The 26,103-nt window shown below is 47.3% G+C and carries 19 protein-coding genes; 15 read left to right on the top strand and 4 right to left on the bottom strand.

From position 1 onward, the window contains the following. Positions 1-10 precede the first annotated feature (10 nt). The 4 genes from QOL41_RS03460 (at position 11) to QOL41_RS03445 (ending at position 8,259) form a co-directional block, all read left to right on the top strand. Positions 11-2,422 (top strand): caspase family protein, encoded by a 2,412-nt coding sequence (locus QOL41_RS03460; protein WP_283428663.1) that lies wholly within the window; start codon positions 11-13, stop codon positions 2,420-2,422. A 90-nt stretch (positions 2,423-2,512) separates the two neighbouring features. After that, positions 2,513-5,023, top strand: coding sequence for a TonB-dependent receptor plug domain-containing protein (locus QOL41_RS03455; protein ID WP_283428662.1), 2,511 nt, complete (start codon positions 2,513-2,515; stop codon positions 5,021-5,023). 55 nt (positions 5,024-5,078) lie between these two features. Continuing rightward, complete coding sequence (locus QOL41_RS03450) at positions 5,079-6,488, top strand: sodium-dependent transporter (RefSeq protein WP_283428661.1); 1,410 nt, start codon at positions 5,079-5,081, stop codon at positions 6,486-6,488. Positions 6,489-6,612: 124 nt separating this feature from the next. After that, positions 6,613-8,259 (top strand): hypothetical protein, encoded by a 1,647-nt coding sequence (locus QOL41_RS03445; RefSeq protein WP_283428660.1) that lies wholly within the window; start codon positions 6,613-6,615, stop codon positions 8,257-8,259. Positions 8,260-8,280: 21 nt separating this feature from the next. On the opposite strand, the gene QOL41_RS03440 is transcribed toward QOL41_RS03445, so the two are convergent. After that, complete coding sequence (locus QOL41_RS03440) at positions 8,281-9,414, bottom strand: S66 peptidase family protein (protein ID WP_283428659.1); 1,134 nt, start codon at positions 9,412-9,414, stop codon at positions 8,281-8,283. Positions 9,415-9,531: 117 nt separating this feature from the next. On the opposite strand from QOL41_RS03440, the gene QOL41_RS03435 reads away from it, so the two are divergent. The 10 genes from QOL41_RS03435 (at position 9,532) to QOL41_RS03390 (ending at position 18,930) form a co-directional block, all read left to right on the top strand. Then, positions 9,532-10,368 carry a DUF3450 family protein gene (locus tag QOL41_RS03435; RefSeq protein WP_283428658.1) on the top strand — a complete coding sequence of 279 codons (837 nt, stop codon included), beginning with the start codon at positions 9,532-9,534 and terminating at the stop codon, positions 10,366-10,368. After that, on the top strand, positions 10,365-11,948 hold the full coding sequence (locus QOL41_RS03430; RefSeq protein ID WP_283428657.1) for a MotA/TolQ/ExbB proton channel family protein: 1,584 nt from the start codon (positions 10,365-10,367) through the stop codon (positions 11,946-11,948). Before QOL41_RS03435 ends, QOL41_RS03430 begins: the two co-directional genes overlap by 4 nt. Positions 11,949-11,954: 6 nt before the next feature. Continuing rightward, a complete protein-coding gene (locus QOL41_RS03425; protein ID WP_163437544.1) occupies positions 11,955-12,638 on the top strand; it encodes a MotA/TolQ/ExbB proton channel family protein in 684 nt (227 codons plus the stop codon). A gap of 2 nt (positions 12,639-12,640) precedes the next feature. Beyond that, a complete protein-coding gene (locus tag QOL41_RS03420; RefSeq protein ID WP_072798016.1) occupies positions 12,641-13,045 on the top strand; it encodes an ExbD/TolR family protein in 405 nt (134 codons plus the stop codon). Between the two features lie 89 nt (positions 13,046-13,134). Further along, the gene (locus QOL41_RS03415; RefSeq protein WP_283428656.1) at positions 13,135-13,758 is read left to right on the top strand and encodes an energy transducer TonB; all 624 of its coding nucleotides are present in this window, start codon (positions 13,135-13,137) and stop codon (positions 13,756-13,758) included. An 81-nt stretch (positions 13,759-13,839) separates the two neighbouring features. Beyond that, positions 13,840-14,994, top strand: coding sequence for a tetratricopeptide repeat protein (locus QOL41_RS03410; RefSeq protein WP_283428655.1), 1,155 nt, complete (start codon positions 13,840-13,842; stop codon positions 14,992-14,994). Between the two features lie 63 nt (positions 14,995-15,057). Beyond that, positions 15,058-16,233 carry a deoxyguanosinetriphosphate triphosphohydrolase family protein gene (locus tag QOL41_RS03405; protein WP_283428654.1) on the top strand — a complete coding sequence of 392 codons (1,176 nt, stop codon included), beginning with the start codon at positions 15,058-15,060 and terminating at the stop codon, positions 16,231-16,233. Positions 16,234-16,299: 66 nt separating this feature from the next. After that, positions 16,300-17,085 carry a hypothetical protein gene (locus QOL41_RS03400; protein WP_283428653.1) on the top strand — a complete coding sequence of 262 codons (786 nt, stop codon included), beginning with the start codon at positions 16,300-16,302 and terminating at the stop codon, positions 17,083-17,085. Between the two features lie 12 nt (positions 17,086-17,097). Further along, positions 17,098-17,262 carry a hypothetical protein gene (locus QOL41_RS03395; protein ID WP_173387921.1) on the top strand — a complete coding sequence of 55 codons (165 nt, stop codon included), beginning with the start codon at positions 17,098-17,100 and terminating at the stop codon, positions 17,260-17,262. Positions 17,263-17,592: 330 nt separating this feature from the next. Next, positions 17,593-18,930 carry an ATP-binding protein gene (locus tag QOL41_RS03390; RefSeq protein ID WP_283428652.1) on the top strand — a complete coding sequence of 446 codons (1,338 nt, stop codon included), beginning with the start codon at positions 17,593-17,595 and terminating at the stop codon, positions 18,928-18,930. A 111-nt stretch (positions 18,931-19,041) separates the two neighbouring features. Here QOL41_RS03390 and QOL41_RS03385 read toward each other — a convergent pair whose 3' ends face one another. From QOL41_RS03385 to QOL41_RS03375, 3 genes are read right to left on the bottom strand one after another with little or no spacing between them, the layout of a single operon-like run. Further along, entirely contained in the window at positions 19,042-20,445 is a 1,404-nt protein-coding gene (locus QOL41_RS03385) for a restriction endonuclease subunit S (protein ID WP_283428651.1), read from the bottom strand. After that, positions 20,442-21,860 (bottom strand): type I restriction-modification system subunit M, encoded by a 1,419-nt coding sequence (locus QOL41_RS03380; protein WP_283428650.1) that lies wholly within the window; start codon positions 21,858-21,860, stop codon positions 20,442-20,444. Before QOL41_RS03380 ends, QOL41_RS03385 begins: the two co-directional genes overlap by 4 nt. Before the next feature lies 1 nt (position 21,861). Continuing rightward, entirely contained in the window at positions 21,862-24,627 is a 2,766-nt protein-coding gene (locus tag QOL41_RS03375) for a DEAD/DEAH box helicase family protein (RefSeq protein WP_283428649.1), read from the bottom strand. A 464-nt stretch (positions 24,628-25,091) separates the two neighbouring features. Between QOL41_RS03375 and QOL41_RS03370 the strand changes: the two genes are divergently transcribed. Beyond that, positions 25,092-26,102, top strand: a complete 1,011-nt coding sequence (locus QOL41_RS03370) for an ORF6N domain-containing protein (protein WP_283428648.1) — start codon at positions 25,092-25,094, stop codon at positions 26,100-26,102. The last annotated feature ends 1 nt before the right edge of the window (position 26,103 follow it).

Raw genomic sequence — 26,103 nt, 5'->3', positions numbered from 1 at the left:
GGGGGATGTCATGAAGAAGATTTTGGAAAAGATTTTATTCTGCGATTTTCTGTCGGGCTCGGCTATTTTTTGCCTGGTGTGCCTGGTAGCGATTTTGGCCGCTGCAACTAATGCTCGTGCTGCTACTAATTCCGGTGAAATTGCAATCAATCGTTACGTGTTTGCCGTGAGCGCCAATAACGGCGGTAAGGAACGCCCGCGCTTGCGTTATGCTGAAAGCGATGCCCGCGCCTTTGCGAACGTGCTTTCGCAAATGGGTGGCGTGCCCAAACAGAATGTTTATCGCGTGACTGAACCGAGCGTGTCTGGTTTGCAAGCTCAACTTGATGAACTCGACAAGAAGCTTGCTGCAGCGAAGGGTTCCAAGAATAACGAAACCCGCGAAGAAGTTCTTGTTTACTATAGTGGCCACGCCGACGAAAAGGGACTGCGCCTCGGTGAAGAAATTTACAGTTGGAAGGAATTCCGCAAGCGTGTGGACGCCTTGCATGCCGACGTGAAGATTGCTGTGATTGATGCTTGTGGCTCGGGTGCCATTACCCGCGTGAAGGGCGGTGTCGCAGTGCCTGCGTTCATGGTCGACAAGAGCAGCGATATGAAGGGTTATGCCTTCATTACCAGCAGCACGCAAGATGAATCTAGCCAAGAAAGCGATAAGCTCAGAGGTTCTTTCTTTACGCATTCGCTAGTGAGCGGCCTTCGTGGCGCAGGCGATGTGAGTGGCGATGGCAAGGTGACTCTTTCTGAAGCTTACCAGTTCGCCTTCAATGAAACTTTGCAGAAGACTGAAGCTACGATGGGTGGCGCTCAGCATCCGAGCCGCGATATGAACTTGGCCGGTACGGGTGATGTGGTCATGACCGATTTGCGCAGCACAAGCGCAGGCCTTGAACTCGATGAAGATCTTGACGGTCACTTGTTCATTCGCGATGACAAGGGTGAACTTGTTGCCGAACTTTTCAAGAAGCCGGGCCGCGCAATGAGCCTAGGTTTCCCTGCCGGTAAGTATAACGTTCGCCTGGAACGCCCTGCTGAATTCAAGGAAGCTTCGGTGACCTTGTATGACAACAACCACGCTCGCCTTTCTCAAAAGCAGTTCACCAAGGTGGCTGCCGAAAAGACGGCTCTCCGTGGCGAAATCAAGAACGACTCCCGCCCCGATTCAGTGGAATACTCTCTGGATTCTCTGGATAAAAACGGAAAACACCGTGTGACGTTTAACCTGGTCGACAGAGAAAGGGAACCTCGCAAGGGCTTGCAAATGGGTGTGTTCGTAGCAAAGAGCGATAGCTATATGCTTGGTTCTCAGGTGAGCTTGTTTGCCAATATTGCTCGCAAAGAAATGCACGGTATGCAGCTGACGACAGTTTTCAACGGCGCTCGTGAACACTTTGAAGGTGCACAGATTTCGGCTACGATGAACTATGCCAAATCTTTTGACGGCATCCAGATCTCTCCTGTTGTAAATGCAACCAAGGAAAAGTCTTCGGGTGTGCAGGTTTCGGCAACGGCTAACTATGCAGGCGATTCCTTGTCCGGTATGCAGATTTCTGCTGCAGGCAACTTGGCTCGTCAAACAAAGGTGCAGGCAACTGCTGCGCTGAACATTGCCGGCAAATCCGATGTGCAGGCTAGCGGCGCGATAAACATTGCTGGCGAATCTAGTCTGCAGGCATCGGGTGCCATTAATATTGCGAAAAAGTCCGACGTTCAGGCAACTGCCGCGTTGAACATTGCCGGAGAATCTGATGTGCAGGCCTCTGTCTTGAATATCGCTGGCAAGGTTGATGACGCTCAGGTGGGTGTTCTGAACATTACCGGAAAAGCGAAGGGACGTCAGGTTGGTGTGGTGAACTTTTGCGGTTACTGCGAAAAATCTCCGATCGGTTTGATCAACATTGTCGGTAATGGCGTGTGGAGCGTGACCGCTTCTATGAATGAAATGGGCGCATTCGGTCTTTCGTTCCACATGGGTACACCTTACCTGTTCACGGCAATCGAAGGTGCACGCTTGATTGAAAAAGATTCGGACTTCAAGGAATTTAGCGATATATATGAATCGGGTATAGGTATTGGAACCCAGTTCGGTAAATACGGAAGCCACTTTGAATTGGAATACATGTTCTTGACGGCACAAACTTCGAAAGTGAAGTACGATGGGGACTGTGATGAATGGGATGTTGAATTCACAGATGAGGGTGAATCAAACTTCCACCATCGTCTGCGCTTGGGCTACACGAGCCAGATTGTTCCCTTCCTTGGCCTTTCGGTTGGCGGGACTCTCAACTGGGCAACCATCGGCTATGCTGACAAACTGTGGCTGCAGCCGCTGGCTGAATACCACGACGATTTCGGCAGTAAAAAGCACAGGGGTCGTTGGTGGCCTGGATTCTATGCCGCCATTACCGTCGGAAAATTCTAAAAAACAAGTGACACTTTTTGCTCCTTATAGTGTTACAATAGCAAATAGGGATTCCTATTTGCTATTTTTAATTTGAACGCGAGATTTTTTTTGAAACGTTATATTCAAATTTTTGCTTTGTTGCTGGCTATGCTGTGTGTAGCCGCTGTGGCACAAGAACCTGTGCCCGATTCGCTTGCACCCCAGGGGATCACCTTTAACGGAATCGTTCAGGATTCTTCTTTTGCCGCGGGTGAAAAACTCAATGTCGAAATTTTGGAATCGGGCGAAGCTTTGCAGACGACCGTGGGCACGCCTTTTAGCATCGTGCTTCCCGAAGACACCCTCTGGAACGTGTGCGTCACCAATTCCGACACCGCGGGCGCCGAAAAAGAAAAATGCTACGAACTCAAGTACATTGGTGCCGAACGCAGTTTCTCGCAGACTCTCGGCGAAGCTTTCGCTGAACCCGATTCTACAGTGGAAGGGGCAAGCCTTCCCCTCGCTTCTGCCGCTGACACGGCATCCGCTACCCCTTCTAGCGAGGCTGACGCCCCGCAACGCCCCGATACGCTGGCGCAAGATTCTGCAAAGCAAGACATCGATGTCGATGCGCTCCTCGCTAGCGGCGACAACGCCAAGGTTACCGAACTCAAGAAAGTCGTGGTGCAACTGCGCCGTCGCCCCAAGCGCAAACCCGGCGAATCTGTGGTGTCTGCAAAATCTATCAAGCGCATGCCGAGTCTTGCCGAAGCCGACGTAATCAAGAGCATCCAGGCGCTTCCGGGTGTGGTGGCAAGTTCCGATTTTAGCTCCAAGATTTACGTGCGCGGTGGCGCCGCCGACCAGAACCTGTTCTTGTTCGACAACGCCGTCGTTTATTCGCCGGTGCATTTCTTCGGGCTTTTCAGTACGTTCTTGGTCGAAGGCATTGACGATGTGCAGTTCTACAAGAGTGGATTCCCGGCGCAGTATGGTAACCGCTTGAGTTCCGTGCTCAAGATGGATGGCCGCGCCGGTGGCCAAGATACGGTTGAAGAATGGTTCAGTAAGTGGAGTGCAAAAATCAGTACCTTTGCCGCGCAGTTGCATACCGAAGGCCACAAGGGCCCCGCTCGCTGGGTGGTGGCAGGCCGTACGACCTACATTGGCTACATGCTCGACTTGATGAACATGCTCGGTGTTCTTGACCTGGATTTGGATTACGAATTTACCGACTTGCAGGGAACCTTCATGTACAACTTTACCGATGACACTCGCATGAAGTTGAGTTTCTATGTCGGTAAAGACCGCTTAAGTTTTGACCCGCTTTATATGGACTGGGGAAACATTGCCGTTCCGCTTGGATTCTACCACCGCTTTAATGGCGACTGGGATTATAACGCAACGTTTGCTTTCAGCGAATTCTACCAGACTATGAAAATTAGCGACCTCATGTCTATCGAGATGTTCCTTTACACCTTCGCGGGCAAGCAGTGGGTCAATTATCGTGGCATTCCGAATCATACGTTGACTGCCGGATACGAACTGGAATACGACTATGAACGTTATCAAGAACAGATGTCTACCATTAGCGTGGCCGACATTCAGAAACCGTTCCACCATGTGGCTTATCTGCAAGATGCCTGGAAGATTTCTCCCGATTACCTGTTGCAATACGGCCTTCGCTTTAATTACCAGACCGCGGCGGAACATTTTGGCGTAGAACCGCGTGCCTCTTTGACAATCAATATTGATGACGAAAAAACATTGGAATTCTACGGTGGCTATTACCTGCAATACTTGAATTCGATTGTCTACACGGACCAGGAAACTCTGAATGAATTCTATTATCCGGCAACGACAACTACCAAGGGCAAGCATATTGATCCCGCTTCTTCTTGGCTGTTCGCAGCGGAATATAGCCAGCGTGGAATCTTTGACGATTACGATGCGACTGTCGGCGTTTACTACAAGACGCAAAGCAACTTGAACACGTTTGTTGCCGTGCTTGACAGTAACGAAGAAACGACCTCGGACGACTTTGTGGTGGCCGACGGATTCGGAACGGCGGAAGGTTATTCCTTCGGTTATGAACTTTCGCTCCGTAAAGATAAAGGCTGGTGGTTTGGCGGTATTAACTGGAGCCAAAGCATTAGCGTCATGAAAACGGACGATGGTACCAAGCCGTATTATCCGAGTTGGCATCAGCCTTACGCTCTCAAGATGGATTTGGGCATTAACTGGTCTGGCGGAGACGACGCTCGCCGCAAGCATAAAGTGCCGGGACGATTCTTCCGTTCTTCTGTGATTATGAAGTATTCTGCGGGTATGCCAATTAGCGAATATAAGGGATATTATGTGTCGCAGGAAATGGGTCGCCAGCAGTATTCCGACCAAACGATTGTGCTGCCGGGTAGCCGCAATGGTGCTCGCCAATCCGATTACTTCCGTATCGATGTGAAGCCGATTGATATTGGTCGCGAAGGCAAGTGGAACTTTAGTTGGACGATCATCAACTTGACCGATCACGAAAACATGTTCTATACATTCTACGATACGAGCAAGAATCCTCCTGAAAAAACGGAGATTACGCAGTTCCCGTTCCTGCCTGTTATGCTCAATTTCGAATATTATTTCTAGAAACTAGGATAACATAGTAGCAAGGACGATAGGATTTTTCTATAGTTTAGCTACTATGGAACGCGAAACCTTTAAATCAAGACTCGGATTTATCCTCATTGCCGCCGGTTGCGCCATTGGCCTGGGCAACGTGTGGCGTTTCCCTTACATTGCTGGCCAGTATGGTGGAGCGGCCTTTGTGCTCCCGTACCTCGGCTTCTTGCTCTTCTTGGGTCTGCCCATCTTGATGGCAGAACTTGCTTTGGGTCGTGGAGGTAAGAGCGGTATCGCTCGCGCTTTCGACAACTTGGAAAAGCCGGGTACCAAGTGGCATTGGGCCAAGTTTCCGCTGATTTCGGCCAACTACATTTTGATGGCCTTCTACTCGGTGGTGACCGGCTGGATGTTCTATTACTTCTACAAGATGGTTACCGACCCCAAGTTCCTCATGGGTACTCCGGATCAGATTGCTGCTGGCTTCGGTGAAATGCTTTCAAATCCGGGCCTCATGATTTTCTGGATGACGGTTGCCATTGTCATTGGTCTCTTTATCGTGTCGCTTGGCCTCCAGAAGGGTGTGGAACGCATCACCAAGACCATGATGATCTGCTTGCTTGTCATTATGGTGATCCTCGCGGTTCGCGCCGTGACGCTCCCCGGTTCTACGGCCGGTCTCGAATTCTACCTGTTGCCGTCACTAGAACGTCTTACGCAATCGGGCAAGGGCCTGGGCGAGGCTATCTTTGCCGCCTTCGCACACGCCTTCTTTACCTTGAGCCTCGGTATCGGTAGCATGGCTATTTTCGGTAGCTACATCGGAAAAAATCATTCCCTGGCAAAAGAAGCCACAAGCGTCTGCGTTCTTGATACAGTCGTTGCCTTGGTCGCAGGCATTATCGTGATTCCCAGCTGCTTTGCCTTCAACCAGTCTCCTGGTCAGGGCCCGGGCCTTATCTTCGTGACGCTTTCTAACGTGTTCGCCATGATGCCTGCCGGTAGATTCTTCGGTGCCGCATTCTTCCTGTTCATGTCGTTTGCTGCCATGTCTACCTTGATTGCCGTTTTCGAAAACCTGGTGTCGTTCTGGATGGACCTCAAGGGATTCAAGCGCCGCAAGGTCGCCTATTGGAACATCCTGATTGTGTTCCTGCTTTCGCTCCCCTGTGCCCTTGGCTTCAACATGCTTTCGGGCTTTGAACCCTTCGGTCCTGGCAGCTGCGTTCTGGACCTCGAAGACTTTATCGTGAGCAACACCATGCTCCCGGCCGGCGGTATGTTCATCGCCATCTTCTGCTCCAGTCGCTACGGTTGGGGTCAGGAAAAGTTTTTCACCGAAATGAACGCCGGTAAGGGTTACAAGATCCCGTACAATGCCGCCTTCAGAATCTACTTCAAGTGGATTTTGCCGGCTCTCGTTTCAATCCTCTTGATTCAGGGATACCTTTCCAAGTTTGCGCCGGAACTCTGCGCCAAGATTTTCGGATAAGCCGGATAGATATGTTTGCGAGCCGCACTGTAAAAGGTGCGGTTCTTTTTTTTGGATTATTTTTGCGGCGGGTGACACTTTTGTGCTTGTCGGGTGTTTTAATTATGTAAATTTGAAGGACCCGATGAAGACTAAACTTGCAATTCGTTGCTCATGGCTTTTGGCTGCAATGTTCCTTGCGGCCTGTAGTGATTTTCACGGCCCATGGGATTACTATCCTGAAAAGCGCGACGTGTACACGGGAATTTATACCTACGGCTACGTTATCAGTGGTGAAACTCCTTATGTCTGCTTTTCGAAGGTTTACGAACTTGATGAAACGGCTGCAGAAAGTTTCGCGTTTTATGACAGCGCCTACGTAACGGTGTCGGGCCATTTCGATAGTCATTACAGCAATGTCGACGAAGCGGATACGACTGTTGTCTTGCGCCCTTATAGTGACAAGCCGAATTGCTTTTATGGCAATAATTACGAGGGCGTTGTTGGAGAAACCTACAAACTAGAAGCCTACTTTGAATGGGACAGCTCGGGCCACAAGGCAAAATCTCGTTACAAGGCAGAAGCGACCATTCCGAACCCGGTAAGCGTCAAGGGCCTGAATTCGCCCCAGCAAGATGGTAGCTACAAGTGGATTCCCTACGATGAAAAAAATCCTAGGTTTGAAATAGAATTCTTAGAATACCCCATGGACATGGACTTCGTGAAGTGTGCCATGGATTACGATAGAACTGTCAAGGGCGTCATATCGGTGATGAACTATGGCATGGAAAATGCCGAGTCGCAGAATACCACGATTAATGAAATGCTTAAGGGCTTTACCGACGAAGACGATCAAGGTTATCGTGGTATTGCGATTCACGATCCTTTGGAAAATGCTGAAAATTTAGGCTATACCTCGAACCGCAGGGTTGCCGACTATTATGCGCTGGATACGCTTTATCTGATGAACATGATGATGCCGCTTGGGGATATTTCGGTAGATTTCTATTCAACCGATGCGGCCTACATTGACTATATCGACAGGGTGAAGCAATCAGTAAGCGACTCGCGAATTGTGCCTGAATCGAATATTGAAAATGGTATGGGTGTGTTTAGCGGAATGGCAAAGTCGACGATTGTATTGCATGTCAACGGCGACGGCGTGAATATGAAACATATTGCGCACCATAATTGCTATAATACCGAGGGTGACCTTTCGGACAGCTGGGATTCCAAGGGGTGCAGGCTTTATCAAGATGTTTACTGCGCGGGAATTGAGCCTAGCTCATGGTTGTCGAATGATTTGGTGAGCCTGAACAAGCATGCTTACGAAGAATATCGGGATACTGTCTATAGCCGGCATAATGAAGAATGTTTTGCCTCGAACGTGAAGGCCGCCATGATGCTTGATACCACCAAGTGGTCCTTGTTCCTGCCCGATACCATTCATGATGAAGACAAGTCCAATGCCTACGCCGATGGCCTTAAACGCTACTGCGTGGCGAGCAACTTCGAAAACAATAAGATTGCCGATTGCTACAACTTGTACCAGCTGTGCATTGTGAGCCCAGAAGAAAACTACTGCAAGGATTATCTGTGGGCTTGGTGCGCTGACCGTGATTGGCCTAATACAGAACAATGCCAGAGCGCTTTGGTGAGTCGCTACTATCTTACGGAACAAAAGTCAAGCATCATCAAGCGCGAAGTTCAGGAAATATGTGACCATTACCACCCCGTTATTTGCGATAACTGGTGTGATAAAAAGAAAGATGGTCATATGAAATGCCAGTAACGATCTGCTTTAGTCTGCAGTTTAGTTGATATTGAAAATCTTACCCGAAAGCATCAGGCGAATTGCCTTCGAAAGGGTGGTCTTGTTTGTGAGTTTGTCTGTATCGATATCTTTGGTTTTGCCATCGATATCGAAGGCGAGTGTAGCGCCTTTGTCGGTTACGTTCATCTCGACTTTAGCACCCATGACGAGCGGTAAGTTTACGTCGTCGTGACCGGCAGGGAATCCGCACATCACAGGAATGTCATATTTCTTGAGGTAGCTTGAAAGCATAGCTTCGGTGCTTTCATAATCGAGATCGGTGCCGGAATCTACAAATTCACCGAGAATCACGCCGCGCACGTTTTCCATGACGCCGTGCAGTTCAATAGAATGGAACATGCGGTCGATGTTGCGCAGGTTTTCGCCGATTTCTTCCATGAACAAGATGATTCCGTCGTTTTGGAAAATATCGATGTCGCTTGTGCCGATGAGCGGCACGAAGGTGGTCATGTTGCCGCCTACGAGAATGCCCTCGGCTTTGCCCTTCTGGTTGTATTTGTGCTTGGGAACCTTGTAAGTCGGCACTTCGCCCTTGAGCAAGTCGCGCAGGAGTGAGCTGTTGTCGTCTTTGCCAGCGGTCTTTGCAATGCTTGAACTCATGGTGCCGTGAATGCTCATGACGCCTGCCTTGGTCTGCATGGCGTGCAGCGTGGTGATGTCGCTATAGCCAATAAGCCACTTGGGGTTCTTTTTCACAAGTTTCGGGTCAATGAGGTCCACCAGTTGGATGGTGCCGTAGCCGCCGCGGTTGGCAAGGATTGCCTTGATGCTTGTGTCCTTGAGGGCGGTAATAAAGTCCTTGGCGCGTTCTTCGGCGGTGCCGGCGTATTTGCCTGCTTCAAGTTTGCCTACGTTCTTGCCGATAACGGGCGTGAATCCCCATTCCTTGATGACGTCGGCGGTCTTTTGGATGTTGGAATCGGGGGTGGTGTACGAAGGCGAAATTAAGGCAACCTTGTCGCCCTTTTTCAGGAATGCGGGCATTGTGCATTCGGCAAGGGGAGTTGATTCTCCGGGCCAATCGATAGGGCTGCTAGAGCCATCGTCACTACAGGCGGTAAAGATACATAGGGCTGCGATAGCACTGAATGTGCCAAATTTTTTAATATCCATGATTTTCTCCAATTCTTGTGGGGGAAAATAAAAAAATTTGCTTTTGCGGTAACACTTTTCGCGAGGTGGGGTGTTTTATTTATGTAAATTTTGATGTCTCACTTATTGCGGAAAGTTATGAAACGACTGAAATTATTACCGTTGACGCTTGTCGTGATGCTCCTTTCGGGGGTGGCATTTGCCGATCGCGATGCCGAAATTCGCGATTTGAAGCTTGAAAAAGACAAGCTGAATTCCGAAATCCAGAAATTGAACCGCCAGATTGCCTCGACCGATTCGATGCTCAAGGCGGACGATTCCCGTTACAAGACGTTGCAGGCCCGTTACAAGGCCGACACGGAACGTCGCCGTAGCGAAATCGATACCTTGAATGCCAAAATCAAGAACGTGGCTGCCGAACTCCAGACGGAGCGCAACAAGCAGGCCCGCGCCAAGAACAAGAGCGACAATGTGGCATCCAAGCGTAAGGCTCTGCGCGAAGAACTCGCCGGCATCAGCAAGCGTTTAGAAGCTCAAGTCGCGCAGACGCTTCCGTGGGAACGTGAAAGCAGACTGGATCGCGTCAAATCGCTCACCCGCGATATCGAAAGCGGTAACGCCAGCGAAGAAGAAGCCTTTTCTCGCTTAAAGTCGCTTGTAGCCGAAGAAACCAAGTTCGGTGACGAAGTGGCAATCATTAATAGCCCGCTGACCCGTAAAGACGGCGAACTCATTAACGCGGCGATTCTGCGCATCGGTAACCAGTGGATGGTTTACAGCGACGACAACGGCACCGTTTTCGGAATGCTCGTACGCAAGATGGTGGACGGCAAGATTGTTTACGAATGGAACGAAGATTTGAATTTGGAAGAACGCGCTGCGGTAAAGCTCGCGCTCGACGTGAAGCAGGCGAAAAAGCCGCCTCAGGTCGTGAAGCTGCCTGTAAGCCTTTCTGTGGTGGGGGGTGAAAAATGAGATTAGACGAAAGACGAGAGACGAGAGACGAGAGAGTGTTTAAGGGATTTTTTGTCGCCCTGTTGCTGTGTGCCTCTTCTGCTTTTGCGTGGCCGTGGTCGGGTTCGGGCGAAAGCAAGGCCTCTGCCGAAGACCAGGCTCGAATCAAGGATTCCCTGCAGACTGAAGAAGTTCGCAACTTGCAGCGCGAAGTAGAGGCTTTGACTCGCATTCGCCTGCAGAAGGCCGATTCGCTTGAAAAGCTTGAAGCCGAACACTGGCGCAAGCGTTATGCCGAATCCCAGCTGACCGAAGAACACCAGGCCGCCTCGCGCGAACTGGATGCCCGCTATTCCAAGCTTTCGACAGATCTTGGCCGCGTGAGTGAAGAAGTCGCGGCAAGCAAGAGCTTGACCGAAGAAGCTGAAGAAAAGGCTCAGTCCGAAGAATCGGCCTACGATGCATTGAATACGCAGGTGAAACTTTCGATCGACAAGACGCTTGGCGATGCCATGGGTGATTACCCGGTGGGCATGAATGGTCGCTTGATTCGCCTGAAACAAGCTTCTAACGAAGCCGAAAAGGCAACGCCGAATACGATTGGTGCGGTGCAGAGCTACATGGATGATTTGCTGATCCGTCATGAACTGACGTACACGCAGTCTTACGGCCGCGAAACTTCACAGGTGGGGAGTCGCCCCGATGTGAACGTGAATCGTTTGCGCTTGGGCACCGTGTTCCTCGGCGAAGTGGCGCAGGACAACGGCGATGTGCAGGCATTGCTCCGCTCTGGCGCCTTGCAGGGTAAGGTGTTTGAATGGAATGCTACGCTCCCGCCTGAAATGGCTGGTAACGTAAAGCAGGCCGTGGTGCAGGCGGGTTCCGCAGGCGAAAGCGCTGCTCCGACTGTCGTGATTCCGCTGGATGTGCTCCAGAATAAGGCAATCAAGAATGCGATTACCGATACCAAGGAACTCACGATGACTGAACAGTTCAAGGAGTTCTTCAAGAAGGGCGGTATCGTGATGTATCCGCTCATGCTGGTGGCAATTTTTGCCTTACTCCTTTGCTTGGAACGCTTCTTGGTGCTGACTTTCCGCGGACATTTGGGCCGTCGCTTCCTGAAAAAGCTGAATGCGCTTGTCAAGGAATCCCGTTACGAAGACGCCGCAAACCTTTGCCTGAAAAAGGAAACGAGTCTTTCGCTGGTGCTGTTTGCAGTGCTGAACCGTGCCCGCGATAAGCGCGAAGATGCGGAACGCTCGCTGCAAGAAGCGATGCTCCGTGAACAGCCGAAATTGGAACGCCGCATGGGCCTGTTGGCTGCCATGGGTACGATTGCTCCGCTGCTTGGCTTGCTCGGTACGGTGACCGGTATCATTACGCTCTTTACCGTGATTACCGAAGTCGGCACGAACGACGCACGCGTTTTGGCTGGCGGTATTTCCGAAGCCTTGGTGACGACGGAAACGGGCCTTGTGATTGCCATTCCGGTGATGATTTTGCACGGCCTTTTGAGCGAAAAGATAGAAAAGGTCACGAGTGAAATGTATGTGCAGAGTACCTCGCTGTTGAACAGAATTTTCGGGAAGGAAGCGTAAGCGGGCATGTCTAACACCCATTACATATTCCTGGAGTCTCTGCAGAACACTTACCAGGCGGGCGGCGTGGTCATGCTCCCGATCCTCTTGGCAGGCGTTATCGGATTCTACTTCCTGTTTTCGAGCTGGTTCCGCATCGGGAGTGACTTCTTCCGCGCCGACATTCACAGGGTCATCAAGCGCATGCGTCTTGATTTGAACGGTGGTAACGAAGAATACGAAAAGAATGCTGAACCCCCGAGCGTCGAAAAGGCGTTGCGCAGGCTCCGCAAGCGTGGTGGACTTTTGGGCCGCGAACTGAGCGAAGCGATCAATGTGGCGCAGAACAATCCTGAAGGGTTCCGCGACTACATGCAAGTGCGCCTTGCCAAGACGGTGCGCTACATGGAGCAAGGAAACCACATTGTGTCTGTGATGGCCTCGGCCGCACCGCTCCTGGGTTTGCTTGGAACCGTGACGGGCATGGTCTCGACCTTTGAAGTGATTACGCTTTACGGAAACCAGAACCCGGTGCTCATGGCTGATGGCATTTCCGAAGCGTTGATCTCGACGCAGAGTGGCTTGCTTGTGGCATTCCCGCTCACGCTTTTGAAACAGCGCCTGGATGAACGTGTTGAAATTTTGCGCCAGAAGATGGAACTCGGCGCGACTGTGATTGAAAACTATTTTGTGGAAAAGGCTGAAGGCTAGTTATGGAATTCAATTTGCCGAGAAGAAAGCAGAAAGACATGGGCATCGAAATGGGCCCGCTGATGGATATCGTGTTCATCTTGCTCATTTTCTTTGTGGTGACGTCTTCGTTTACGCGTGAAACGGGTGTGGATGTGACTAAGCCGCAGGCACAGTCTGCAAGCCAGCTCGAAAAAGAGAACTTGCTGATTGCCATTACGCGCGAAGGCACGATTCACATGAACGAACGTCAGGTGGACTTGGCGAGTTTGCAGGATATCTTGAAGCAGTCGCTTGCAAAGGCGCCGGATCGTGAAGCGGTGGTGATTGCCGACAAGGGCGCTGAAACGGGCGTGTTGGTACAGGTGATTGACATGTGCAACTTGGCCGGAGTGAAAAAGGTTTCGATTGCGGCTCAGGCGGAGTGACACGTAGTGTCATCCTGAGCAAGCGGAGCGCGTCGAAGGATCTAGGTAAGAATTTTTTTGATAGTATGTTTAGATATTTGAAAAAAATAGTGAAGCGTTTTAGCATTTTGCTTGCGGCGATTCTCGCGAGTATGCTTCTCGTGTTCTCGGTGACGATGGCGAACTTGTTCCTGACGGGCAAAGTATTTCACGAAAAGAAATACAACAAGACCGAAATCGCAATCAAGAAGGTTGACGAAGTCGAGAAAAAGGTTGAAAAGAAAAAGCCCGCTCGCAAGCCGAATCGCATGAAGTCGAATTCTCGCTCGCCCAAGGCTGGCCCGCGTTTTGCAATGAACTTGGGTGCTGCTTCGGGTAACGGCGGCGCTGCCGTAAGCCGCGACCTGGTGGCCGATTTCCGCGGCGGTGCGCTCTCGACGGAAAAGGGCGATGTGGATAAGAAGCCCGAAAGCCGCAGCATGGCGAATTTCCAGGTGCCGCCCAAGATTCGTGATAACGAAATTGATGCGACGCTCCGCTTGAGTTTTTGCGTGGATGTAAGCGGCAAGGCTTACGATATCAAAGTGCTTGAAGAATCTCCTGCCGGTTCTGGCCTTGCGCAGGCGGGTCGTGAGGCTCTTGGTCGCATGACGTTTACTCCTGCCGAAAAAGCGGGCAAGCCTGTGGCCTTCTGTGGTATGGAACAACCGTTCGAAGTGAAGTTTAGGGACTGATTTAGACGAGAGAACGGACCTACGGTCCTACAGACTAGAGACGAAAGAATTATAATGGCGTTTTGCGCAAAGAGTTTAAAAATGATGATGAAAGGAATGATAAGTAAGTACAATAGTTTGATGGGAGATTCTTGTATTGCATCTCTCTCGTCTCTCGTCTTTCGTCTCATCATAGAGGATAACTCTACTAAGGCGCTGAAGCGCCAAGTATCGTATATCTCGTCTGTTTTGCTTTTTCTCGTTGCCTCTTGTTTTGCTGCGCAGTCTTCTTATGATTTGATGGAACGCGCGAACGCCCTTTATCGCGACGGAAAATTCAAGCAGGCTATTACGCTTTACCGCAAGGCTGAATCTCGCGGCGCCGACCCCGTCGCCACCAGTTTCAACATCGCGAATAGCTATTACCAGCTGGAAAACTTGCCCGAAGCCGCCGCCACTTACCGCAAGGCGATTGACTTTTCGAATGGGGCTTTTTCGCCCGCGCTCTTCAACATGGCGAGCGTGTATTTTCGACTCAAGCAGTATCCGGAATGCGTGGCGGCGTATCACCGCGCGTTGAAACTGGAACCGGAAAATGTTTCCGGTTGGCTTTACTTAGGCGAAGCCTACAGTAAAACCGGCGACGCGGTCGGCGCCCTGCGTGCCATCGAAAAGGCATACCAGCTCGACAAAGAAGACATTAGCATCGTATACCAGCTTTCCGAAGCGAACATCTCGCTCAACGATTTCGAACGCGCTGTGACCGTGATTCGCGAAGGCTATGCCGCCCACCCCGAAGAAATCGACTTCCTGGTTTACCTAGGTGATGTTTACCGCCTGAACAAACAGTACGAAGAAAGCGCCGCCGCCTACCGCGAAGCGCTGGGGGTACGCCCTGATGATCCGGCGACCATGTACAAACTCGCAGATGTTCTCGCCGAAGACAATAAGCCCTTTGTCGCGATGGATGTGCTCAACAACCTCACGCAAATCAAACCCGATTTTAGCGATGCAGCCATCTTCCTCGGGAACCTAGCTTACGACGCTAAGTTCCTCGACCGCGCCGAATCCGCCTACGAGCTTGCCGCAAAGCAGGGCAACACCGAAGCCGTTTTCGGCTTCAAGAACATGGCCTACGACGCCCATGCTCAAAAGCGCGACGACGAAGCCTTGCGCCTGTTGCGTGCTGCCCAGAGCTACTTCCCAGACGATGTCACCTTGCAGGCTGATATTCTGGAATTTGAGAAAGGACACTAAAAATTCTAATTCCTTAAGGGCTGGGAGAAAGTTTGTTATATTCTCCTTAACTGGAGTTGCCCTATGGAATGGAATACCGCTGTAAAGAATCACATTGAATCTCGCTTGAACGAAAAGGAAAGTTTGCTTGCGCCTTACGCTTGCAAGTCTGCCCAAGCGATTCGTTTTCACGAGGCTCCTGCAGATCTCCGCCCGAACTTTTTTCACGATTCGGACAAGATTATCCATTCCTATTGTTATAGCCGCTACATCGACAAGACGCAAGTTTTTTACCTAGTCGAAAATGACCATATTACGCACCGTGTGCTTCACGTGCAGCTGGTGGCGAAAATCGCAAGAACCATCGGGCGTTTCTTGAATTTGAACGAAGACCTGATCGAAGCGATTTCGTTAGGGCACGATGTTGGCCACACGCCTTTTGGCCACGATGGCGAACGTATTATTTCGGCATTTCTGCAAGAACAAGGCGCGGGCATTTTTGAACATAACGTTCAAAGTTTCAGACTTTTTCATGACCTCGAAGCCTACGGAAAAGGCCTGAACCTTACCGCACAAGTGCTTGACGGAATCATCTGCCACAACGGCGAAATCCTGCAGAACAGTTACGGCTGCGACCGCAACAAGACTCCCGAAAAATTGCTGACGGAATACCGCGAAAGCCTCAAGGGAACTTTTAAATCGAAAGACATGGTCCCGATGACGCTTGAAGGCTGCGTTATGCGCATTTCGGACGTGATTGCATACGTTGGCCGCGACATCGAAGATGCTATCATCTTGAAACTGGTGGAACGCGAAAGCCTGCCCCGCGAAGTCACAGAAGTTCTTGGCAACAAAAATGGCGAAATCGTCGACACGCTGATTAAGGACCTTGTCAATAATAGCATCGACAAGGAAACGCTCAGTTTTTCGCCGTCAGTTTTTGATGCGTTGAACCGCCTAAAAGATTGGAACTACAAGAACATCTATCTGAACCCGAAAAAGTCCACGCAAGATGAAAAGATCAAGACGATGTTCCGGGCCGTTCTGGCCGAATGCCTCGAAGAACTCAGCTCCGACAAAAAAGTCACCGGCATCAATCATTGGTTCAATTCCATGAGCGCCGAATATAAAGGGATGACCCCAAAGCCGCGCGTTGTCGCCGACTATGTCTCCGGCATGACCGATGACTACCTGATGAACGCCTACAAGGAAATCGTAATCCCCAAGTCATTCGGGATTAGCTTTGCTGAAAAAGTTTAGTTTTTTGTCGTTTTATGACATTAAATTAAGTCTATATTTATAGGTGACTCTAGAAAGGAGGCGCCTATGGCAACCATCAGAATTGACGATACCAAGCCGTTTCCCATTATCCCTAAGCAGCCGGATAATAGGCACGAATCGGCCCAGGATTTTTTCAAGCGACAGGCGGCAGGCCTGAAACTGATTAGCGACGAAATGGAACAAGAAGCCTGGGAGCAAGAGGAATTGCGTAAGCTCCAGGAAAAGAGTTTTGAACGTAAGAAAAAGCTTCTGTTTGACAACTTGGACCTCATCATGCGTCACCGGGACGAAATTCTTGCGACACCGCGTTACGCAAATATTGATGTTCATTACGCTATCAAGGGCGGCGGACTCTACGTAGGCCCCCTGCTCACTTCAAGGGCGTTTAACATCGCAGGCTGTATCGTCAGAGTCAATCTCAGGCTCGCGACACTCCTGCGCGTTTGGGAGACCGACCAGTTCCGCGTAGACTGCAAATGCGGCTGCACAGCCCTTATCCGCAGCTTTACCGGTTCACCGCTCTCGGGCAGTTCCCATGCGACTGCATTTTGCCCCGAATGCAAGCAAGAAACTCGTGTCGGCAACCGCAGCTTTGGCAATTATTACTGGTACTTGCAGAAAAATCTTTCCGAAGATGTTGAGGCCGTCGCGAGGAATTTTATTGCCAAATGGACTCTCGCCGAAACGGAACACGAAAAGAAGGTGGCCGAAGGGAAATACAAAGATCCCAAGCCAGGTGACGAATTCCATGGCGACGGCACGCCCTGCAATCTCGAAACGATGATCAACGAATTGCGACTGAAGGAATTCGAGGAATCCAGCACCAACTAAAAGGAGCAAACTATGACACTCGAAGAAAAAGTAAAGGAACTCTACAACGAGTTGAAGCCCAAGTGCCAAGCCGAGGGCTTGAACCTGAATTGGGAAATCCATAAGGCCTTAAGGCGATTCCGCAAGGAACATCCCGATTTGGATGATCAGTGGGCCAGAGAGGCTGAGGGGCTGTAATGTCGGAGAAAATGTCGGTGCAAATGTCGGTATAAACGAGCATAAAGTAATAGAAATGGATTCAGAAAACTCTCGTATATCAGCAAAAGAGGTTGCTGTACGAACGAAAAAGTGCAAAATATGCAAAAATAATTCCTAACACCGTCTTAACCATGAACGTCATTGATTTTATGATGGAGCCGAAGATTTGACTAAAATTGACGAAATTTGCATAAAATCGGCAATTTTACATTTTTTTCGGTGGAAAAAGCGCGCCTTTTACGCACTAATTCGGTTGAAAAAGTGCATTAAAGTGTTGACGATTCGGTTGGAAAAGTGTAGTTTTGGGATATGTTCAAGAGAAAAATCCTTAAAGAATTCGAAAATTGGAAGGCTTCAGGGGGGAAAAAGAAGGCCCTGGTAGTCAAGGGTATGCGCCAAATTGGCAAAACGTCCAGCGTTTTGGAATTCGCCCGTAGCCACTACGAGAACGTCGTCTATATCAACTTTAAGGAAAACGAAAACGCAAAGCGAGTCTTTGACAGCGACCTGAACGTGAGTCGGATTACCATAGACCTTTCCGCGCTTTTTCCTAATGTGCATTTTGTCGAGAACAAGACCGTCATCATCTTCGATGAAATTCAGGAATGTGCAAACGCCCGCGCCAGCATCAAGCCCTTTATGGAAGACGGTCGCTACGATGTCATCTGTACTGGATCCCTGCTTGGTATTAAGGGGTATAACCGTAAAAAGGGAAAAGGCGTCCCAACCGGTTTTGAAAGAATAATTTATATGAAACCCATGGATTTCGAGGAATTCCTGTGGGCGAAGGGAATCGACGAAAATGTCATCAGTTACCTGAAGGAATGTTTCGCGAAAAAGGAACCCGTAAGCGAGGCGACGCACAACGCCATGCTCCGCTACTTCAAGGAATACCTTTGTGTAGGCGGGCTCCCTTATGTCGTTTCTCGATTTGTCGAGACGAACGACATGAACGTCGTTTGGCAGGAACAGCAAGACATTCTTGAAGAATACAAGGACGATTTTGGCAAGCACCTTGACGAGAACGAAAACGAGGAAATCGACCGCACGCTTCTTGGCCGCATCAATCGCGTTTTTGATTCAATTCCCGCCCAACTTGCGAAGGAAAACAACAAGTTTGTCTATTCGCAACTAGAAAAGAAAGGTCGTTCCGAAAATTACCAAACCGCAATCCAATGGCTCTACGACTGCGGCATAATCAACATTTGCCACAACCTGACCAACATCGCAGAACCCCTTGAAGGCTACAAGATCGAGAATACGTTTAAGATTTATGTGCAGGATTCCGGCCTGTTTGTCGCCATGCTGGAACGCGGCACCGCGGCCAAGATTCTAAGCGGCGATCTGGGATTCTATAAAGGCGCCATCTACGAGAACATCATCGCAGATTGTTTCTCTAAACAAGGTCGCAAACTATTCTACTTCCGCAAAGATACTGGGCTAGAAATTGACTTTGTAGAAAATGTCGGCGGCGAACTCGCCATTATTGAAGTCAAGGCGACAACGGGACGCTCCAAGTCGGCAAAGACCGTTTTGAATAACGATAACTACGCAGCCAAGGTTTGCTATAAGCTTTCCGAAAACAACATAGGTGTTGCTGGCAAGATGGTTACACTGCCGTACTACATGGCAATGTTTTTGGAATGATTTATAAATTGGCAGGGGAAAGCCTTCCCCTCGCTCGCACTACGTTGCTCGCTACCCCTTCTAGCGGGCGCTCAATCGCCGCGCCCGCAACGCTTGGGCTTGCTTCTAGTTTCATTTGCAATATTGCAATAGTTCTTCGATCTTTTTTGCAATCCTTTTTTGTTCGGCTAAAGGAGGCAAAGGAATTATCGCAGAACTGACTTTGTCAATATTTAAGTTGTCGACTGTTGATCCTGACGCTTTTTGGGTGAATTGATTATATAGGAATCTTGATGAGAGTAAATAATACAAATAATCTTGATCAAACCCTTTCAAATCGTGTATCAGTAACCATCCATCGTGAATACAGCCCTCAATCTTTGATATATAAGGCCTGCCAAAGCTCATGGAATTTGTGAGCAAAAAATCTCCTGGATAAACTCTTCTGCTCTTTTTTTCACCTTCAGGAATAATTTTTTCTTTTGTTTCAAATATGTATTTGCCGCCTTTTTCAACATCACCTATTTTTATCCAATTGATGCCATTTTTATCACTTGTAATATACTGCTTTATGGGTCTTGGAGATCCACCTCTGACTATATACGACACGTCGCCAAATCTCACCCATTCCCAATTGGTAGGAATTTCAAAAGGAATCTCGTCATCATCAATCGAAGATTGCGATTCAACATGCTTAATTTTTCCATTGGCTTCTTGAATTTCGCGCTCTTTATTTATTAATTGGATTAAATCTTTTGCAGCTCCGTCGTCTGGCTGTTGTTCCGTCAATTTTCCCTGAATGGCGGCATCAATCAACTTGCTCCTTAGGGCTTCCTGATTAGATGCATACTGATTCTGTAAAGCATTAATTTTATCAAGAATCTCAAAGACGGCCTCAATCTTTTCAACTATAGCCTTTTGTTCACTAACAGCAGGTAGCGGTATAACCCCTCTCAATAGATCCTTTTCTCCGATTGCTGGGTATAATGCCCCCTTTGATGGGTCTCCATTAGAATACTTATCAAACTCCTTAGTAAGCAACCAATAGAAAAGGTATTTGTTATCCAACACTTCTTCGTTTGCGTGCATGACGCAAAAGGCAGTGCTTGCTATCGGCGTAAAAGAAAAATCTTTATCAATAATACAGATATTATGAAGATATGGACGCACGGTAGAATATATAACATCGCCTGTTTCAACGATTTTCTTTGCTCTGGATGGAGCGTCTTTTGCATCCACAATATTCTCACGGGATGACAAGAGGTGATTCACATTGTCCAACGTACCAACATCAATATATGAGAAGGTATCACTCGGAGTAATCTGACCATGATTACTTGTCACATACCCCAACCGAGTCCATTTCCACTCATTCGGAATATCTATAAGGTACTCTTCTTCAGAAACTGGTATATATCCTTTTATGGACTCATGTATTGATTCGATGTTATCGTTTGGTAACTTGTTTGGTTCCGCCAGCTTCCCTTGATAAGCAAATGTCAGAATTCTATCTTTTATCGTTTTTAAATCTATCAAATTTCAAGCCCTCCCAGCAATTTCTTCAATTGAGAAACTGCTGCCGCAATTCCGTCAGACTCGCTCTGCATCTCATCAATAATTTCTTTGACGGATCGGTCATCGTCTTCTGTAGCGTCAATCCATTTGAGGTTAAGGTCTTCTCGTGCTTTTATTTCTGCCTCGGAAAACTTTCGCCATCTCCCGGCTGGGTTGGTTTCTGCATTATAAGTTTCACGACGATCCTGTTTATGACCGGAACAATAACAGTCCACGAAATCCTGTAAATGTTCTCTTGTCATCGGTTTTGTCACCATCGTATGCTTTACGCCGGTTCGGTAGTCATATACCCATATATCTTTCGTTGGTTTGCCTTTATCAAAGAATAGTACGTTAGTCTTGACACCACCGGCATAAAAGATTCCTGTGGGAAGCCGCAAAATCGTATGAAGGTTGTATTCTTTCATTAGCTTGTCTCTTACTTTCTTTGTGGCGTCTCCATCCGTCAAAACACTATCAGGTAAAACAACACCGACACGTCCACCGGTTTTAACAATAGACATGATGTGCTGAAGAAAATTCACTTGATTGTCGGATGTCTTTATAAAATCGGGCCTATTTGCGGAAACCTCAATGCTCCCTTGCGGACGAGTTCCGAAAGGCGGATTTGTCATAACGACTTGATACATATCATCGGTAGTTTCAATCAAAGAGTCCTTGTAAGCAATAGGACTCTTATTAATGCCGATATCATGTAAATACAGATTCATTGATGCAAGTGTTACAACCAAGGAAGTATTGTCAGCTCCGTATAAAGCGTTATTTTTTAAGAACTTCTGCTTCTCAACATTCTTACTTTGCTTACGCATGTGTTCATAAGCCGCAAGTAAGAATCCGCCTGTCCCACAGCACGGATCAGCCACAGTTTCCGTAATTTTAGGATTGATTACATCTACAATTGCAGAGATAAGTGCTCTTGGCGTGAAATACTGGCCGGCACCACTCTTCTTATCCTGTCCGTTCTTTTCTAGAATGCCTTCATAGATAGCACCCTTGAAGTCACCTTCCATCATATACCAGTTTTCTTCTGATACCATGTCGATGACTTTTTTCAGCATAACAGGCTTGTCAATCTTATTTGTCGCTTTAGTAAAAATTGTACCGATAAGGCCTTCATCTTTAGACAGTTCGTCTAGAATGTCCTCATATTTATCAACTAAATCAGTCCCATTATATGTTACAAGGTTAGCCCATTTGCAGCCATCAGGAATAGAACTTCCTAAACCTAGTTCTTCTTTCTCATCATCCATTTTCAAGAAGAGAATATATGTTAGCTGCGTGATGTAGTCTGTAAAACCCACTCCCGCAGAAGAAAGGACATTTGCGATTTTCCATACTTTATTTAGTAATGCACCTTCCGATTTCTGATTAGCCATATTATGCTACCACCTTTAATAAAAATCTTGATAAAACTTGCATTTCTTCTGCAAGCGTTTTGCCTCCGAAACTCGTTACGCCCTTTCTCCAAAGGTCTGTGTCTATTTCGTTTAGTTCATTTACAGAAAGAGCTCCGTCATTGATGACGAAATCTGCAATCTGTTTCATAATCTTAATTTGATCTTCCGTCAACACTCGTTGCTGTTGCCCGCAATACAGAGCAAAACGCTTCGCATATCCATTGATAAGGCTTGTGAGTTTTTGGTTCTTTTTATAAGCATATCGGACAATCTGAATCAGGTTGGTCAATGCGTTGACATTTGTCTTTACATCCAATTGGTCGACATTCCCTTCAGAGTCCAACAACTTGTAATTTTTCCATATTGGAAATACCCCATATTGCCTATTTTCAGACAGCAACCTATCTCTAAGTTCACTCAGCATAGAGTGCGTAATGACGGAATTCTCGGAATTGTAAATAATTCTCAAAGCTTCTATGCTGTCTTTATTTTCGTTCAAATATTTTTCAAAGTTTTCAATGAATTTTTTTGCCGATTCCTTAGAAAATCCTGCATAAATAATCTCATCAGGATCCTCTTCTGTGCTTAGGATGTATCCCCGTTGCATTTCGAGTAATTTCTTTCTAGCCGCAACGTTGTTAATTAGTTCTGAAATCGTGGCCATACGTACATTATTGTCGCATGAAGAGTCTATATACGGATATTCCATTAGTATCTTCTGGTCTGTAGCCGCCTGAATATTCTCGGCGATTGTTCGTGGAGCAAAACCATAGGCTGTAATGAAGTAATCCAAGTGTCTGCCAAATAATGGATTGTCTTCATATCGTTTGTTGATGGTTGAACAGTAATCTCTTAAAAGCCAAAGATTCTCGTCGCTTACTTCATTATGCGCTAGGTGCTCTAACAGGAGCTCTAAAGACAAAATTTTCTTTCCTGGCTTCGAATCAATGACGGGGTGCGGAATTATTTTCTCATGTTCAGTTACGCCAACCGCATCAATGATGTAATAACACTCCTTTGTAATCGCGTTCGGAGTTACTTCGCGAAGTTTATCTTCGCAGATAGTACGACATCCTCGGCCTTTCATCTGCGTATAGAGAACATCTGAACGGACATCTTTCATGAATAACACGATTTCCAAGGGTCTTACATCAGTACCGGTTGCGACTAACGTCACCGTAACAGCAATTCTGAAATCTTTTTCAGTTCTCAAATCTCTAATCAGCCCGTTTGAATCTTCTGAGGAATACGTGATTTTTTGAACGAAATGTTCTGGAACCTTATTGTTTTTAAATTCCTTTTCAAAAACGTCTTTCACAGCTTCGACAATTTCAGATGCATGATTGTCGTCTTTGGCGAAAATCAATGTTTTGGGAATATAGGCCCAATTCTTTTCACGCTCTGGATACAAATCTTCGTAAATCGCATTTTTGTATGCTGTTAGCACTTTCCTAATTTGGTCCTTGTTTACAACAGACCTATCAAGTTGCATATTGTCATAGTCAACTCTTTGATCTGCAACGTAAGATGTAGACTCGCGAGACATGCGATTGTATTCGCCAATTTTCGAACCGGGATTTATTGTGCCTCCGTGTTCTGTCACATCCGTAGTAATGCGATATACACGTGATGGTACGTTTACTCCATCAACAACAGAATCGTCATATGTATATTTTTCAATGATGTTGCTGTTGAAAAACGCTATCGCTTCCGGTGTTGGCGTTGCTGTAAGACCAAGAATTTTTGCATCTGAAAAATAGTCTAAAACCGCTTTCCATTTGCCGTAGATGGATCTATGGCACTCGTCAACGATAATGAACTGAAAGTGATTCGGAGGAAGCTTTAGATCGTTGCCAAGTGAAACGACATCCTTTGTTTTCTTTTCTTCTTCTATAGACGTTTTTTCATCTTCGACATCTTCGCTTTCATCTGAAAGTGACTGACCTGTAAGTACCGCAAAGAGTTTTTGAATGGTAGAAATAACGATATCTGCTTTTATATCGTTCTCTTTTTTCAAGCGTTTTATTTCATATAAGGCACTCATTTCCGTCTGGTCTTCGGTACGGTCAAACTGGCAGAATTCTGCCTCGGTCTGTCTTGCAAGATTATTTCTATCTACTAGAAAGAGTATTCTCTTTACTGGCGTATAGTTCAAAAGCCGATAACTTGCTAAGCAGGCTAAATAGGTTTTTCCGCTACCTGTTGCAAGAATGGCAAGATTCTTCTTTTGCCCTTCTTTTAACGATTTTTCAAATCCAATTTCAGCTTTGTATTGACACTCTCGCAAGCCGTCCTTTTTAAGATGCGGGAGTGCTCCATAATCAGATGTCTTATTGATGAGCGATAACATTTTTTTCGGAGAGTGCATCTCTGAAAGTTCTACATAATCACCATCTGGGTCTGTAAGCAGGTTCTTGAAATAAATTTTCTTCCCGTTTGCCATATATACAAGCGGAATCAAATCCTGATACCATAATCCATACCAGCTTTGCGGGCTTCTTGCGTATTCTTCAGCCTGCTTTTCAACTTCAGATCCTAGCGGATTTTCTTCACGTTTTGCTTCAACTACGGCGATAGCTTTGTCATCAATAAAAAGCAGATAATCGCTTTCGGTATTCCCCTGCATTAGAGCCTCTTTTACGGCTGATGTTGATTTAGGGGTGTACTCATTTCGTGACACGATGTCCCAACCAGCACTGATAAGCTGTTTGTCAATTTTTTCTCGTGCTAGTTCTTCGGGTAGCATAGGCGGAACATCCTTTTTTTCATATGCGGAGAATTTGCGAGAATCATTCTCCATTCTGCTTGCCTAAGGGATTGTCCACGAAAATTTCTGAAACAAAAAAGGCGTGGAGTCGCTTTGCGTGCTTACCTCTACTGCGGGCTACCACACCCTTGTTACGCAATAAGCACAAACGACCCACGCCCCAGATGGGACGTGAGTGTTCGTCTTATTCTCGCGTAATATGAAAGTGGTAGTTTCAGTAGAGAGAATAAGAGACGAATCTCAAAAATTCCGGTCGCTCCGAACCATTCGGTACGGGGCTATGTCAACTGCAATATAGATTATTCAAGGAGAAAAAAAATTTTTAGGAACCTCTTGACACTTGTATTTCGTAGATTTATATTTTATGGTGCTCAAGTGTGTAGTTTTACGCTTGACGATGTGTTCGGGACGCTTTTATGCCTGTAGCGTTCAAGGAGTTGAAGATGAAAAATATTGAGCCTGTTGCCTTGAATCCGTTAGTGGAGTCGGGCGTAGAAAAGATGATTTGTGTCATTCGCGGAAAACAAGTATTACTTGATCGTGACTTGGCCCTTCTTTATGGGGTGGAGACCAAGCGTATTAATGAACAGGTGAAGCGCAACATTGATCGTTTCCCTGAAGAATTTTGTTTTCAGCTGGAAAAGGATGAGTTTGACAATTGGAAGTCGCAATTTGCGACTTCCAATTCCGACAAGAAGGGCTTACGGAAGCTCCCTTTCGCTTTTTCTGAGCAAGGTGTTGCCATGCTTTCTGCCGTATTGCATAGCGAAAAAGCTATAAGGGTCAGTATTGATATAATGAAAGCATTTGTCGAAATGCGGCATTTCCTTGCGTCAAATAGAAATCTTCTTGGTTCTAACGAGCTGGTTGGTCTTTCTTTGGCTACGGCCCAGAACACAAGGGATATTGCCTCCGTATCGACGGAGGTCAAAGTACTTTCTGGTGAAGTTCACGAGATGCGGGGCGAATTCAGCAAGATGAACGCGGATCTCCAGAAAGTTATGGATAATTTCATCGATCCGTCGACTTACAAGCATTTCTTGATCCTGAATGGTCACAAGCTAGAAGCTGATATCGCGTACGCACAAATTTATGGTAGGGCGAAAAAGTCCATCATGATTATTGATGATTATGTGGGCGTCAAGACGCTGGACCTGTTGCGTGAAATCGCCAAGGGCGTTTCCGTGAAAATCTATAGTGATAATTGCAGTTTTGAAACCCTGACGGAACAGATGCAGAAAGATTTTTTGAGGTCTAGACCTGATGTTTCGCTCAAAATGAAAGAAACACACGGAAAATTCCACGACCGTTATATATTCTTGGATTATGGGTCAAAAAATGAAAAATTGTTCCATTGTGGAGCTTCTTCCAAAGATGCGGGCAACAAAATTACCACCATTATGCAGGTTGAATGTACTGAGATTTACCATACACTGATTGATATGTTGGGGTGAG

It is taken from the genome of Fibrobacter sp. UWB10, from assembly GCF_900182935.1.
GTDB lineage: Bacteria > Fibrobacterota > Fibrobacteria > Fibrobacterales > Fibrobacteraceae > Fibrobacter > Fibrobacter succinogenes_O.
The sequence above is the reverse complement of the archived record's forward strand: the minus strand, read 5'-3'. Positions and strand labels throughout refer to the sequence as shown.